This is a genomic window from Saccharothrix syringae (assembly GCF_009498035.1).
GTDB classification, from domain to species: Bacteria; Actinomycetota; Actinomycetes; order Mycobacteriales; family Pseudonocardiaceae; genus Actinosynnema; species Actinosynnema syringae.
Genome location: NZ_CP034550.1, coordinates 4324959 through 4338047, shown reverse-complemented (window position 1 = coordinate 4338047; position 13089 = coordinate 4324959). Strand labels below are relative to the sequence as shown.

Annotated in this window: 14 protein-coding genes and 1 pseudogene; 5 read left to right on the top strand and 10 right to left on the bottom strand. The window is 74.7% G+C overall.

The features are described 5' to 3' along the window. Positions 1 to 51: 51 nt before the first annotated feature. The 3 genes from EKG83_RS18910 to EKG83_RS18900 form a co-directional block, all read right to left on the bottom strand. Positions 52 to 345: a DUF3040 domain-containing protein gene (locus tag EKG83_RS18910; protein WP_033434384.1), complete on the bottom strand. Its 294-nt coding sequence runs from the start codon at positions 343 to 345 to the stop codon at positions 52 to 54. A gap of 118 nt (positions 346 to 463) precedes the next feature. Then, positions 464 to 2728, bottom strand: a complete 2265-nt coding sequence (locus EKG83_RS18905) for a GAF domain-containing SpoIIE family protein phosphatase (protein WP_084716992.1) — start codon at positions 2726 to 2728, stop codon at positions 464 to 466. Positions 2729 to 2893: 165 nt separating this feature from the next. After that, positions 2894 to 3325, bottom strand: a complete 432-nt coding sequence (locus EKG83_RS18900; RefSeq protein ID WP_033434383.1) for an Hsp20/alpha crystallin family protein — start codon at positions 3323 to 3325, stop codon at positions 2894 to 2896. Positions 3326 to 3486: 161 nt separating this feature from the next. Between EKG83_RS18900 and EKG83_RS18895 the strand changes: the two genes are divergently transcribed. The 3 genes from EKG83_RS18895 to EKG83_RS18885 all read left to right on the top strand — a co-directional run bounded on the left by EKG83_RS18895 (position 3487) and on the right by EKG83_RS18885 (position 6234). Next, positions 3487 to 4410, top strand: a complete 924-nt coding sequence (locus tag EKG83_RS18895; RefSeq protein WP_033434382.1) for a PrsW family intramembrane metalloprotease — start codon at positions 3487 to 3489, stop codon at positions 4408 to 4410. 24 nt (positions 4411 to 4434) lie between these two features. Then, the gene (locus EKG83_RS18890) at positions 4435 to 4971 is read left to right on the top strand and encodes a DUF6069 family protein (RefSeq protein WP_407690765.1); all 537 of its coding nucleotides are present in this window, start codon (positions 4435 to 4437) and stop codon (positions 4969 to 4971) included. Positions 4972 to 5091: 120 nt separating this feature from the next. Continuing rightward, positions 5092 to 6234: an L-talarate/galactarate dehydratase gene (locus EKG83_RS18885; protein ID WP_033434381.1), complete on the top strand. Its 1143-nt coding sequence runs from the start codon at positions 5092 to 5094 to the stop codon at positions 6232 to 6234. Here the strand turns inward: EKG83_RS18885 and EKG83_RS18880 are convergent. Then, the gene (locus tag EKG83_RS18880) at positions 6204 to 7610 is read right to left on the bottom strand and encodes a serine hydrolase domain-containing protein (protein WP_033434380.1); all 1407 of its coding nucleotides are present in this window, start codon (positions 7608 to 7610) and stop codon (positions 6204 to 6206) included. The genes EKG83_RS18885 and EKG83_RS18880 overlap by 31 nt on opposite strands. A 121-nt stretch (positions 7611 to 7731) precedes the next feature. On the opposite strand from EKG83_RS18880, the gene EKG83_RS18875 reads away from it, so the two are divergent. Together EKG83_RS18875 and EKG83_RS18870 are read left to right on the top strand one after the other, a co-directional pair. Continuing rightward, positions 7732 to 8985, top strand: a complete 1254-nt coding sequence (locus EKG83_RS18875) for a sensor histidine kinase (RefSeq protein ID WP_153278212.1) — start codon at positions 7732 to 7734, stop codon at positions 8983 to 8985. After that, positions 8982 to 9635, top strand: coding sequence for a response regulator (locus EKG83_RS18870; RefSeq protein WP_033434379.1), 654 nt, complete (start codon positions 8982 to 8984; stop codon positions 9633 to 9635). Before EKG83_RS18875 ends, EKG83_RS18870 begins: the two co-directional genes overlap by 4 nt. Positions 9636 to 9678: 43 nt before the next feature. Here the strand turns inward: EKG83_RS18870 and EKG83_RS18865 are convergent. The 6 genes and pseudogenes from EKG83_RS18865 to EKG83_RS18845 all read right to left on the bottom strand — a co-directional run. Continuing rightward, positions 9679 to 9849, bottom strand: a pseudogene (locus EKG83_RS18865) (transposase); the annotation flags it as partial. A 23-nt stretch (positions 9850 to 9872) separates the two neighbouring features. Beyond that, a complete protein-coding gene (locus EKG83_RS46925; protein ID WP_051766719.1) occupies positions 9873 to 10100 on the bottom strand; it encodes a hypothetical protein in 228 nt (75 codons plus the stop codon). 164 nt (positions 10101 to 10264) lie between these two features. Further along, positions 10265 to 10474, bottom strand: a complete 210-nt coding sequence (locus tag EKG83_RS18860) for a DUF2795 domain-containing protein (protein WP_051766718.1) — start codon at positions 10472 to 10474, stop codon at positions 10265 to 10267. 47 nt (positions 10475 to 10521) lie between these two features. Further along, positions 10522 to 11463: an alpha/beta hydrolase family protein gene (locus EKG83_RS18855; protein WP_063741453.1), complete on the bottom strand. Its 942-nt coding sequence runs from the start codon at positions 11461 to 11463 to the stop codon at positions 10522 to 10524. 69 nt (positions 11464 to 11532) lie between these two features. Continuing rightward, positions 11533 to 11739, bottom strand: coding sequence for a ferredoxin (locus EKG83_RS18850; protein WP_033434422.1), 207 nt, complete (start codon positions 11737 to 11739; stop codon positions 11533 to 11535). Next, entirely contained in the window at positions 11739 to 12938 is a 1200-nt protein-coding gene (locus EKG83_RS18845) for a cytochrome P450 (RefSeq protein WP_033434378.1), read from the bottom strand. Before EKG83_RS18845 ends, EKG83_RS18850 begins: the two co-directional genes overlap by 1 nt. Positions 12939 to 13089 lie beyond the last annotated feature (151 nt).

The window sequence follows — 13089 nt, the reverse complement described above, 5'->3', positions numbered from 1 at the left end:
TCACCTCGGTGACCGACGGTTTTTTCGGGAATTTTGGGAATGTCGGGAATTTCAGTCGTCCGGTGCCCGCCGCAGCAGCGCGTCGTGCCGGCAGGCCGCCGTGTGCAGGCAGGCACCCGCCATCACCAGCAGGAAGCCGACCGGCAGCAGCGGGAGGTGGACCAGCACCCCGGCGACCAGGCAGGCCGCGCCGACCGCGTCCACGAGGAGCCGGAGGCACTTGCGCCGGGCGCCGCGGTGACCGGGCGGGCGGCCGGACAGCACCGCGACCAGCACCGGGTCGGTGCGCTCGAACCAGCGCCGGATCCTCCTGAGCTGTCGCCGCTCGTACCGGTTGAGGTCCACCGCGGCGTCACCGACCTTCGCCCTGGTTGCCGTGCTGCGCGCCGGCTCGCGGGCGCCGTCCGCGAGGTTCCCCGCGGCGCCGGCGCCAACCCGGCCGTCACCCGATCCGGCGAGCCGGTCACCCGTCGGTGTCGGTCGCCGTGTCGGTCGCCGTGTCGGTCGCGATGAGGACGAGGGCGGCCCGGTCGTCGTCGTTGTCGGCGTTGCCGGTGAACGCGCGCACCGCCCCGGCCACGGCGTCCACCACGGCCCGCGGCGAGGGGTGCGGTGGGAGCCGGGTCAGCGCCCCGGTCAGGCGCTCCTCGCCGAACTGGTCGCCGGCCGCGTCGCGGGCCTCGGTGATGCCGTCGGTGACCAGGACCAGGCCCTGCCCCGGCGCCAGGTGCAGCCGCCGGGGCTCCAGGGCCAGCTCGTGGTCCGGGAAGACGCCCAGCAGGGTGCCGTTGGCGTGCACGGGCTCGACCCGGCCGGCGCCGGCGAGCAGCAGCGGCGTGGTGTGCCCGGCGCGGACCAGGTCGGCGGTCAGCCCGGTGCCGGTGCGGCGGAGGTGGCCGTAGACCAGGGTGACGAAGCCGGTGCCGTGGCTGTCGGGGCGCTCCAGCAGGGCCCGGTTGACCGCGTGGACGACCGAGACCGGGTCGGGCAGCAGGCGCGCCACCGCGCGGGCGGTGTGGCGGACCAGGGCGGTGCTGCCCGCGGCCCGCGCGCCGCGGCCGCAGACGTCGCCCACCAGGAACGCCCACTCGCCGCCGGGCAGCGGGAAGACGTCGTAGAAGTCGCCGCCGACGTCCAGCCCCTCGCCCGCCGGGCGGTAGTAGGTGGCCAGCGCGGCGCCGGGCACGTCGGGCGGGTCGGGCAGCAGCAGCCCGGCCTGGAGGTCGCGGGCCAGCGCGACGCGCTGGGTGTACTGGTGGGCGTTGCGGGCCGCGGAGGCGGCGCGGCGGGCCAGCTCCTCGGCCAGGGCCACGCCACGGCCGTCGAAGGCGTGGTCGCCGGTGCCGAGCAGGGTGACGGTGGCGAACGCCCGGCCCTCGTCGACCAGCGGCACGCAGAGGTAGCCGGTCACGCCCAGCTCGGCCCACGGCCCCGGCCGGGCGGGCGCGCGGCGGGCGGCCTCGGTCAGCCCGGACGCCAGCACCCGGGCGACCGCGTCGTCGGGGTCGTCGGGGTCGGGCAGGTGGTCGGCCAGCAGCCGCCGCTGCGCCGCGGTGGGCGCGGCCGTGGCGACGCGCCGGACCACGCCGTGCTCCAGCACGTCCACCGCGCACAGCGGGGCCAGGGCGGGCGCGCACAGCTCGGCCAGCCGGCGCAGCGTGCTCGTGTGGTCCAGGCGCTCGGCCAGCGCGGTGCCCGCCTCCAGCAGGAAGGCCAGGTCGTCGCGGGCCGCCCGGGCGCGGGCCTCGGCCTCGCGGTGGGCCTGCTCCTTCCGGTGGCGCTCGATGGCCAGCGCGGCGATCCCGGCGAACAGCCCGCACAGCGCCAGGTCGCTCTCGCGCGGCGCGCACGGCGTGCGGTGGTACAGGGCGAAGGTGCCCAGCAGCCGGCCGTCGCCCGCCAGGATCGGGGTGGACCAGCAGGCCGCCAGCGACGCCCGCCGCGCCAGGTCGCGGAAGTCGTCCCAGTACGGGTGGCCGGCGATGTCGGTGACGACCACGGGCCGCCGCCGGTGCGCCGCGGTGCCGCAGGAGCCGACGCCCTCGCCGGTGGCGATGCCGTCGACGGCCTCGTTGTAGAAGTCGGGCAGGCCGGGTGCCGCGCCGTGCCGCAGGTGCCCGCCGTCCTCGTCGGCCAGCAGCACCGAGGCCACGACGCCCGGCGCCAGCTCCTCGATGGCGCGGACCATGCCGTCGAGCACCTGCTCCAGCGGTGCCTCGCGGGCGACCTGCTCCAGCAGGGCCCGCTGCTGGGCGGCCAGCCGCCGGGTGTGCCGGAGCCGGGCGGTCTCCACGCCGATCAGGCGCACCCCGACCACGGCGCCGTCCCCGTCGCACCGCGGTTCGCAGGTGATGTCGAACAACGCCTCGCGGCGGGCGCCCGGCCACCCCGGCGACAGCCTGGTGTCGCGGGCGACGTGGGGTTCGCCGGTGCGGTGGACGCGGTCCAGGAGCGCCACCACGCCCTGCTCGACCAGGTCGGGCGCGGCGGCGGCCAGCGGTGTCCCGGGCCGGGCGCGCTCCGGGCCGCCGACGACCTCGGCGAACGCGGGGTTGACCGCCTCCAGCAGGTGCGCGGGGCCGGACAGGGACGCGAACAGCACGGCGGTGCGCGCGGGGAGGTCCGGCTCGGTGCGCGTAGGCGCGGGCAGGTCCGGCTCGGTGCGCGCCGGCGGGTCCGGCTCGGTGCGCTGGCCGGGGATCCGGTGCTGGTCCTGCCGAGCCGTCATGCTGCGCTCCCCCACGAGGCGGTCCCGGACGAGGCGGTCCCGGACGGTCCAGGCGGGCGCCACCATCAGGGATGGCCGAGTCTAGTACCACCGGGGCCGCCGGACGCGTCGGCGCGAGGGGTGCGGCGGTCGGCGGACCGGCCGCCGCACCGGCCCCTCCTGCGCTCAGGTGTCGATCGTCCGGGCCTGGCCGCCGGGGTTGACCGTGATCCGGCGGGGTTGCGCCTTCTCGGCGACCGGGACGCGGACCGTGAGCACCCCGGCGTCGTAGGTCGCCTCGATGCGGTCGGTGTCGAGGGTGTCGCCCAGGAACACCTGGCGGGAGAAGACCCCGCGCGGCCGCTCGGTGACCTGCCACTGCACCTGCTCGTCCGTCTCGGCGGCGCGCTCGGCGCTGACGGTGAGCACGTTGCGCTCGACGTTGAGGTCGATCGAGTCGGGCGCGACGCCCGGCAGGTCGAAGCTGACCACCAGCTCGTCACCCCTGCGGTAGGCGTCCATCGGCATGGGCGCGGGGCGCGCGGTCGTGCCCTCGCTGCCGAACAACTGCTGGGTCAACCGCTCCAGCTGGCGGAACGGGTCGGTGCGCATCAGCATGGGCGCGTCCTCCTCGCGTGTCGACGTGCGTCACTCCTCCCGAACACCCCGGGAGTTACCCCGATGGGGGCGTGCGCGGACACCCCCATCGGGGTGGTACCGGGGTTAGGGCGCGCCGGATCGGGAAGCCGGGGCGGACCCGGGCGGAGCGGAGGGCGTCGATGGTCGTGGCGGGACGGGCCGGGCGGCCGTGGCCGCGGGTGTTCCTGACCGGGTTGGCGCTGTGGGTGGCCGCGGTGGTGATCACCTACGTCACCGGGAACGCCAACCTGGTGCCGACCCTGGTGCTGCTGGGCAGCTTCCTGGTGCCGGCCACGTTCGTCTCCTGGGCGTTCGGGCACCGCCACTCCGGCGAGGTGACCGCCGAGCTGGTGTTCCGGACCTTCACCGTGGGCGGCGTGCTGGGTGTGCTCGCGGCCTCGCTGCTGGAGACCTACCTGCTGCACCCGTCGCCGCTGCTGTTCGTCGGCGTCGGGTTGATCGAGGAGGCCGTCAAGCTCGGCGCGCTGGCGCTGCTCACCCGGCACCTGGTGGCCAAGTCCACCCGGGACGGGCTGGTGCTCGGCGCGAGCGTCGGGTTCGGGTTCGCCGCCTTCGAGTCCGCCGGCTACGCGCTGACCGCGATGATCACCGCGAACGGCCTGTCGCTGGTGGACCTGGTGAGCACCGAGCTGCTGCGCGGCCTGATGGCCCCGTTCGGCCACGGCCTGTGGACGGCGGTGCTGGGCGGCGTGCTGTTCTCCCGCAGCACCCGCGACCACTTCGTGCTCACCGGCCGGCTGCTGGCCGCGTACCTGGGCATCTCGCTGCTGCACGCGCTGTGGGACTCGATGAACAGCATCGCGGTCCTGATCACGCTGGTGCTGACCGACCAGCCGTGGCAGCAGCGCCTGCTGGAGGTCGGGTACCTGCCGCAGCCGACCGCGGCCCAGGTGCGCCTGTTCACCGCGTTCACCTGGCTGGGCCTCGCGCTGATCTCGCTGGTCGGGCTGCTGTGGCTGGCGGTCCTGGTGCGCTCCTCGCGACGTTCGCCCGGACCGGTGGCGGTGCGCGGTTACCGGGTACCCGTCAGGGCGGACCGGTAGCCCAGAGCTGGAGGAGGCGCGGCAATGGCCGACGTGCGCAAGACCCGGATCGACCCGGTGCGCCGGGACCCCGAGGAGACCCTCGCCTGGCCGGAGGGCCGGTCCGGGCTGCGGTTCGACGCCGCCGGGAACGCCGTCGACGGGACCGGGCGCCGCTTCGACGCCGCCCGGCTGTGGGCGGGTGGTGCGGCCACCGCGCTGGTGGCGGGCCTGCTGGCGGTGGTCGGCATCCTGGTGGCCCGCGGCCTGCTCGGCGTGGCCGTGCTGGCGCCCAAGGGCGAGGGCGCCTGGGGCAACGCGAACACGCTCACCTACGCGCTGGTCTCGGCGGCGTGCGCGTTGCTCGCGACGGGCATGGCGCAGTTGCTGCTGGCCACCACGCCCAGCGCGACGAGGTTCTTCGGCTGGATCATGGCCCTGCTCACCGCGATCGCCGTGGTGCTGCCGCTCAGCCTGGACGTCAGCACCGAGGGCAAGGTGTTCACCGCGGTGCTGAACCTGCTGATCGGCGTGGCCATCACGGTGCTGGTGCGCGGGGTGGCGGTCGGCGCCCGGCGTTGACTTCCGGTATCCGGCCTGGTCAACCCGCGTGCTAGGGTCTCCGGCAACCGGTTTCCGATCTTCTCCGGAAGATCGCGGTCACGTGTATTCGCATATGTGAATCCGTTGCGGAGGAGCCCGATGACCAGTCCAGCCGTCCTCGACCGGATCTCCTCGGTGGCCCTGTCCTCGGTCACCCTGCCGCTGCCGACCGGCATCAGCGACGCCAAGGTGTTCACCGGCAGGCAGCGGCCGATGACCGAGGTGGCGGTGCTGTTCGCCGAGATCCGCACCGAGGCCGGACTGGCGGGGATCGGGTTCTCCTACTCGAAGCGCGCGGGCGGGCCGGCGCAGTTCGCGCACGCCCGCGAGGTGGCGCCCGACCTGGTCGGCGAGGACCCCAGCGACATCGGCAGGCTGTGGACCAAGCTGGTCTGGGCGGGCGCGTCGGTCGGCCGGAGCGGGGCGGCGACCCAGGCGCTGGCCGCGTTCGACGTGGCCCTGTGGGATCTCAAGGCCAAGCGCGCGGGCCTGCCGCTGGCCAAGCTGCTCGGCGCCCACCGCGACTCGGTGCGCTGCTACGACACGTCCGGCGGGTTCCTGCACGAGCCGGTCGAGCGGATCCGCGACAACGCCACGCGCGCGCTGGAGTCGGGCGTGGGCGGCGTCAAGGTCAAGGTCGGCCTGCCCGACACCGCCGAGGACCTGCGCCGCGTGGCCGCCGTCCGCGAGCACCTGGGCGACGGCGTGCCGCTGATGGTGGACGCCAACCAGCAGTGGGACCGGCCCACCGCCACGCGCGCCTGCCGGGCCCTGGAGGAGTTCGACCTGGTCTGGGTCGAGGAGCCGCTGGACGCCCACGACGCGGAGGGCCACGCCGAGCTGGCCCGCGCGCTGGCCACCCCGGTGGCCTCCGGGGAGATGCTGACCAGCGTCGCCGAGCACTGGGAGCTGATCCGCGCGGGCGCGGTCGACGTCCTCCAGCCCGACGCGCCCCGCGTCGGCGGGATCACCCAGTTCCTGAAGCTCGCCACCCTGGCCGACCACCACCACCTCCAGCTCGCGCCCCACTTCGCCATGGAGGTCCACGTCCACCTGGCCGCCGCCTACCCGCGCGAGCCGTGGGTCGAGCACTTCGACTGGCTGCACCCGCTGTTCAACGAGCGCCTGGAGATCAGCGGCGGCCGCGTGCACCTGTCCGACCGCCCCGGCCTGGGCATCGCGCTGAGCGAGCAGGCCCGCGCCTGGACGGTTCACTCGGTGGTGGTCGACGCACCGCGCTGACCCCGGCGCGCGAGCAGCCGGGCGGCGAGCACGGCGACGCCACCGACGGCCGCCACCAGCAGCGCGACCACGAACGTCGGGTAGAGGTAGGCGACCTGGAGCCACGCCACGTCACGCCCCCGGTAGAGGTAGCCCACGACCCGGTGAACGGTCGCGGCGAGCACCAGCGGCAGCGGCAGGAGGAGCAGGCGGGCGGTGGCCCACCTCGGTCGGCGGGCCGCCCAGCGCCGGGCCCGCGCCACGCCCCGGACCGAGAGCACCGCGACGGCGACCGCCGAGCCGAGCAGCACCGCGTCCACGACGCGGTACGGGTCGTTCGCGGGTGCCGGCTGCCTGCCCTCCAGCAGGTCGACGAGGCGTCGGCCGAGGGCTTCGGCGTCGCCGTGCCGCGTGCCGGTGTTGGCCATGACCGCGATGCCGTGGCCGGATTCCGGCAGCAGCGCCTGGTACGCGGTCGAGGTGAACAGGTCGCCGCCGTGGTCGACCAGCCGGGCACCGGCGGGTGTCGTGCCCACGAACCAGCCCAGGGCGTACGAGCCGGGCGCGGCGGAGTGGGTCGCCGCGATGGTCTCCGGGGTGGCGACCGGCGTGCCGCCGCTGTTCTGCATGACCAGCCACGCCGCCATGTCGTGGGCGGAGCTGAGCACGCCGCCGGAGCCGTTGCCGAACGCGGGTGGTTCGGGCAGCGCGACGGGCACGCCGAGGACCACCAGGTGGCCCCGGGCGGTCGGCGGGAGGTCGCGCTCGGTGTCGGCGGTGCTGCTGTCGCGCATGCCGAGCGGCGCGAACACCTCCCGCCGCAGGTGCTCGGCGAACGGGACGCCGCCGACGACCTCGACCAGGCGCGCGGCGAGCTGGAAGTTCGGGTTGTGGTACTCCCAGCGGGTGCCGGGGTCGGCGGCGAGGGTCGAACCGCGCATCGCCGCCACGGCTTCTCGCAGGGTGTGGACCCGCGGGCCGCTGAACGAGCGGTGGGTGGTGTCCGACATGCCGGAGGTCTGGTCGAGCAGCCGGCGGATCGTGATCCGGTCGGCGCGCGGGTCGGCCATGGTGAACTCGGGCAGGTGCGCCCGGACCGGGTCGTCGAGCCGGATGCGGCCGCGTTCCACCAGTTGCATCACGGCCAGGGCGGTGAAGGACTTGCTCACCGACGCGACGGCCATGGGGGTGTGCGCCGAGATCGGCTCGCCGCCGGGCGCGTGGCCGTAGCCGGCGGCGTGCACCACGGTGGTGCCGCGGGTGACGGCCACCGCGACCCCCGGCAGGCCGGTCCGCTCCCGGTACTGCTCGACCACGGCGTCGATCGTGGCAGGGGTGGGGGTGGTGGTGGGGGCGGCGGGGAGTACGAGCAGGCCAGAGAGGATCACGCTGAGCACGGCTCGAAGTCTGTGACGCCCCAACGGGGTGGGCATCGGACCGTGGTCCGATGTTCGGAGCGCTCGAAAATAGGACCGCGGTCCGATGCCCCGACCCGTCCGGGCAAATACCTTGGAGCCCGTGGAACTCGGACCGAGGTGGCTGTTCGCGGGCGACGTGCTGGTGGCGCTCGCGGTGGCCGTGCTGACCGTGCTCCGGGCACCCGACGCGGGTGTGCTCGCCTGGTTCTCCGCCGCGGCGCTGGGCGGGCCGCTGGCGGTGCGCCGGTACCGGCCGGTGGCCGTCCTGGTCGCCGTGGCGGTGGTGGGCGCGGTGGCCGTCGTCCTCGGCAGCGGGCAGGAGGTGGTGCCGGTCGCGGTGGCGTGGGCGCTCTACCCGGTCGGGCTGTCCTCCGGCCGGTCGGGGGTTGCCGGAGCGGTCGGCTCGCTGGCTGTCGTCGCGGCGGCGGGTTCGGCGGTGGCGGCCGTCCCCGGGCTGCCGGTGGTGCCGGCCCCGGAGGGCGAGTCGTTCGACACGACACCGGTGAGCGCCCTGCTGTTCAGCGCGGTGCTGATCGCCGGCTCCTGGGTGGCGTCCACAGTGGTCCGCCACCGCCGGCACCAGGCCGCCGAACTGGCCGAGGCGCGCACGGGGCGGGCCGTGGCCGAGGAGCGGTTGCGCATCGCGCGCGACATCCACGACGTGGTCGGGCACAACCTCGGCCTGATCGCCATGAAGGCCGCCGTGGCCAACCACCTGGCCGCGAACCGGCCCGAGGAGCGCGAGTCGGCCCTGCGGACCATCGAACAGGTCAGCCGAGCCGCCCTGGCCGACGTCCGAACCGTGCTGGGCGAGCTGCGCACCCCCACGACCGACCTCGGACCGCCCCCACTCCCCGAGCCGCCGGCCGATCCCGCAGCCCGCGGCGGCCTGGACGTGCTGGTCGACCAGGCCCGAACCGCCGGTGTCACCGTCGTCGCCGACCGGATCGACCTGGCGGAGGTGCCGGCGGCGGTGCGCGTCTCGGCCTACCGCATCGTCCAGGAGGCGCTGACCAACGTGCGGCGCCACAGCGACCCGCCCCGCTGCAGCCTGAGCACGACCGTCGAACCCGACCGGTTGGTGGTCTCCGTGGTGGACGAGGGCACGGCACCGCCCGGCTCACCCCAGTACGGCTCATCCCAGCACGGCTCACCCCAGCACGGCTTACCCGGGTACGGCCTGCTCGGCATGCGGGAACGCGTCGCCCTGCACGGTGGCGCGCTGCACGCCGGCGCGGCTCCCGGCGGTGGGTTCGCCGTGCACGCCACGCTGCCGTTCGGCACCCCGCCGTCAAGCACCCCGCCCTCCGGCGGTGCGCCCTCCGGCGGTGCGCCCTCCGGCGGTGCGCCGTGACAGCCGAGCCGACCCGCATCCTGCTCGCCGACGACGAACCGCTGTACCGCGGCACCGTACGGGCGCTGCTGGACGCGGAACCCGACCTGGAGGTGGTGGCCGAGGCGGGCACGGGCCGGGAGGCGTGCGCGCTGGCCAGGCGGTCGCCGGTCGACGTCGCGGTGGTCGACGTGCGGATGCCCGACCTGGACGGCGTGGCCGCCACCAGGCACCTCACCGCGCTGCCGCACGCGCCGAAGGTGCTGGTCCTGACCACCTTCGACCTGGACGAGGCCGTCCACGAGACCCTGCGCGCGGGCGCCGGCGGCTTCCTGCTGAAGGACGTCCCGCCGACCCGGCTGGTCGAGGCGGTCCGCACGATCGCCGCCGGCGACCCCCTGCTGGCACCCAGCGTGACGCGGCGCCTCATCGACACCCTCGTCCGCGCACCGCGTACGGGCCCACGACCGCTGCACGGGGTGACCGCGCGCGAACGGGAGGTGCTGACCCTGGTCACCCGGGGCCTGTCCAACGCCGAGATCCAGGAGCGGCTGCACCTGAGCCAGCACACGGTCAAGACGCACATCGGTCACCTGATGGCCAAGCTGGCCGCCCGCGACCGGGCCCAACTGGTGATCGCGGGCTACGAGGCCGGGCTGGTCGACCCCTGACGCGAGCGGTGCCCGATCAGGCGTCCCGATCGGGGTGGACTTAGGCACGGGTGCGTGGGTCGTGGCGCATGCGGACCAGGGCGATGGTGTGCAGGGCGTTGTCGGCGGCGCGGTCGCCGCCGGGGTTGAGCCGGTGGCGGTGGGTGCGGCCGGAGGAGGCCGGGATCGGGGCGACTCCGGCCAGGTGGGCGAACGCCGTTTCCGAGCGCATCCGCTCGGGGTTGTCCCCGGCCGAGGTCAGTAGCCGGGACGGGTTCTGGCCGGCGTCGTGGCCAGGGCGGACCGGTCCAGGCCGGTGAACCGCTCGCGCAGCGGCGCGGGCGCGGTGACCGGCAGGGCGTGGATCTGGTTGACGGTCTGGGTGCGGGCCTTGACCGCGCCGCGGCGGGCGATGCGCAGTACCCGGACGGCCTCGACCAGGCCGTCGTGGCTTTTGGGGGTTCCAGTGGCCCGACCGGACAGCACGGCGGTGGCGGCGCCGTAGGCGCCGGTGCGGTCGGTCGGCCAGGTGCCCGGCCGAGGGCGTGGTGACGCCGCCGACAGGCCGACAAATCCCGGACAGGACAGCCCGGGCGTCAGTCAGCGATGGGTCAGCCCCGCCAACGACGTCACCACGCACATCATCACTGTCAGGCGTCGCGGCTCTCGTCGAGCTGGACCGAGTCGACGACCTGGTCGAAGGACTCGTAGACGCCCTTCGGGATCGACCGCACCGCGTGCAGCGTGTCCTCGTCGGCGTTGTTGCGCGAGGCGTGGTCGGCCAACTGCTCCTGGGCCGCCGGGTACGCCACGTCCGACAGGGCGGTGCGCAGGCGGTCCACGGTGGTGGTGTCGCTCATCGTTCCCCTTCCAGAACCGGCCCCTTCCAGGACCGGTCGCCCGACGACTACCCGGGGACGCCGCCGTGAAACGACTCCGCGCGGTCTCGTATCCAGGCGGTCAGGGCGTCCAGGTAGCCGGGCGCCAGGTGGTCGGGCCCGTCGACCTGCACGCGGTGGTTCGCCCCCGGGAACACCGCCGTGGCCAGGGTCGCCCCCCGCGGCCGGTCGGGGCGGGTGGCGGCGGCGGTGAACAGCCGGGCGCTGTCGACCACCGGCACCAGCTCGTCCGCACCGCCGAACACCGCCAGCAGCGGGCAGCGCAGGCCGGCGATGTCGGGCACCGGGTCGTGGTCCTGCTTGCGCTTCAGGAACCCCCAGAGGCGCTCGTCCACGTCGTCCCAGTTCTCGGTGAACTCCGGCGGCACCCCGGGAGCGGTGGCCAGGCGGGTCGCCTCGGCGAAGTCCGCGCCGCGGCGCGCGGCCTCGACCACCCGGTCGTACACCGCCAGCACGGCCTCGACGTCACCACCGGCGCGGCGGGTGAAGTTCTCGAAGGCGTACCGGTCCTGCTCGGCGGGTGTCATGCCGGGGCACCCGTTGACCACCAGCCAGGGCACGTCGTCCCGGCCGGTCGCGGCGCGCAGCACCACCCAGCCGCCCTCGCTGTGGCCGAACAGCCCGGTCGCCCCGGCCAGCACGCCGGGCCGCGCGCGCAGGTGCTCCCAGGCGGCGAGGGCGTCGGCGGCCAGGTCGTCCAGGCCGCCGTCCTGCCAGGCCCCCGACGAGCCGCCCACGCCGCGCTTGTCGTAGGACAGCACCGCGAACCCGGCGGCCACCAGGTGCGCGCGGATCGGCGGGAAGTGCGTGTCGTTGTGCCGGTCCGACGGTCCCGACCCGCCGACCAGGAGCACGCCGGGCACCGGGCCGTCGCGGTCGGGCACGGTGAGCGAACCCGCCAGGGTCACCCCGGCACCCGGGAAGGTGATGTCGTGCGTCTGTTCCCCCATCGGGCCAGTATGCCGATCAACACCACGCCCGGGCACTCGTTCCCGGAAACCCGGCGGTGGCCGGACCGGTCACCGGGGCACCGCGAGGGCGATCGCGTTGGCCGGGCACAGCTCCTGCGCCAGCCGCACGTCCTCGTGGTGCTCGGCGGGCGGGGTGGCGTCCAGGACGCTGACCAGGCCCTCGTCGTCGTCGTGCTCGAACACGTCGGGCGCGGTCAGCACGCACAGCCCCGCACCGATGCACCGGCCGCGCTCGGCGGACACGTGGAGGCCCATCACCACACCACCGGAAGTCGCTCGACGCCCTGCATGGTGCCCGTGGTGCGCATCCGGATCTCCTCGCTGGGGATGCCCAACCCCAACCCCGGGATGCGGCGGAACAGCGTCTGGTACGCCAGTTGCAGCTGGAGGCGCGCCAGGTTCTGGCCCAGGCACTGGTGGATGCCGTAGCCGAACGTCAGGTGCTGGCGGTTGCCGCGGGCGATGTCGAAGGCGTGCGGGTCGTCGTGCACCGCCGGGTCGCGGTTGACCATCGTGGACGACACCACGATGCCGTCCTTCGCCCGGATCGTGTGGCCGGCGATCTCGATGTCGTCGGTCACCCACCGCACCGCGGCGAAGTCGGTGACCGCCAGGAACCTCAGCAGCTCCTCCACCGCCGTCGGCACCGGCACCGCGCCCGAGGTCAGCGCCTCCAGCTGGTCGGGGTGCTCCAGCAGCGTGATCACGCCGAGCGGGATCATCGACGAGGTGGTCTCCAGTCCCGCGATCATGAGCACCATGGCCAGCTGCGCCAGCTCGTCGCGGGTCAGCTCGCCCGAGTGGACGTGCTCGGCGAGCCTGCCGATCACCCCCTCGCCGGGCCGCACCAGGTTGACGTCCACGAGCTTGGCGAGGTACTGCGCGAGTTCCGTGCCCGCCTGCTGCGACTGGTGCTCGTCGCGGGCCTGCATCACGCCCGCGGTGGCGGACTGGAAGAACTCGCGGTCCTCGTAGGGCACGCCCACGAGCTGCGACATCACCCGGGACGGGATGGGCAGCGCGTACTCGGTGACCAGGTCCGCGCCGGGACCGATGGCCAGGATGTTGTCGATCAGCTCGTCGATGATCGCCTGGATGCCCTCGTGCATGGCGCGGGCGCGCTTGAGGCTGAACTCGGGGTTGAGCAGCCGCCGGTGCTTGTCGTGCAGCGGCGGGTCCTCGCCGACGAGCACCAGCTTGCGCGCGGCCTGCGCCTGGAGGTGCCGCGCCATCGTCGGGTACTGCTCCTGCTGCCGGTCGGCGGACAGCCGCGGGTCGGCGAGCAGCTTGCGGCCCTCGGCGTAGCCGGTGACGAGCCACACCTGGCGGCCGTTCCACAGCGTGACCTTGTTGAGCGGTCCGCGCTCGGCGATCTGCTTGTAGGACTCCGGCGGGTGGTACGGGCAGGTGCGACGCTCCGGAAAGGACGGAGCCTCGGCGAGGTCGGGCGACACGGGACCTCCTGGGAGGGAATGCCTTGGGAGAGCCCGAAGGTAGAGCCACGCCCGACGGCCTGACAATGGCCCAAAACCCTGCCTTCACCAGGGCTTTAGCACCGCCCAAGTGCTTTAGAAGCCGACAAGCGGCGCGCTAGCCGCCGTTGTC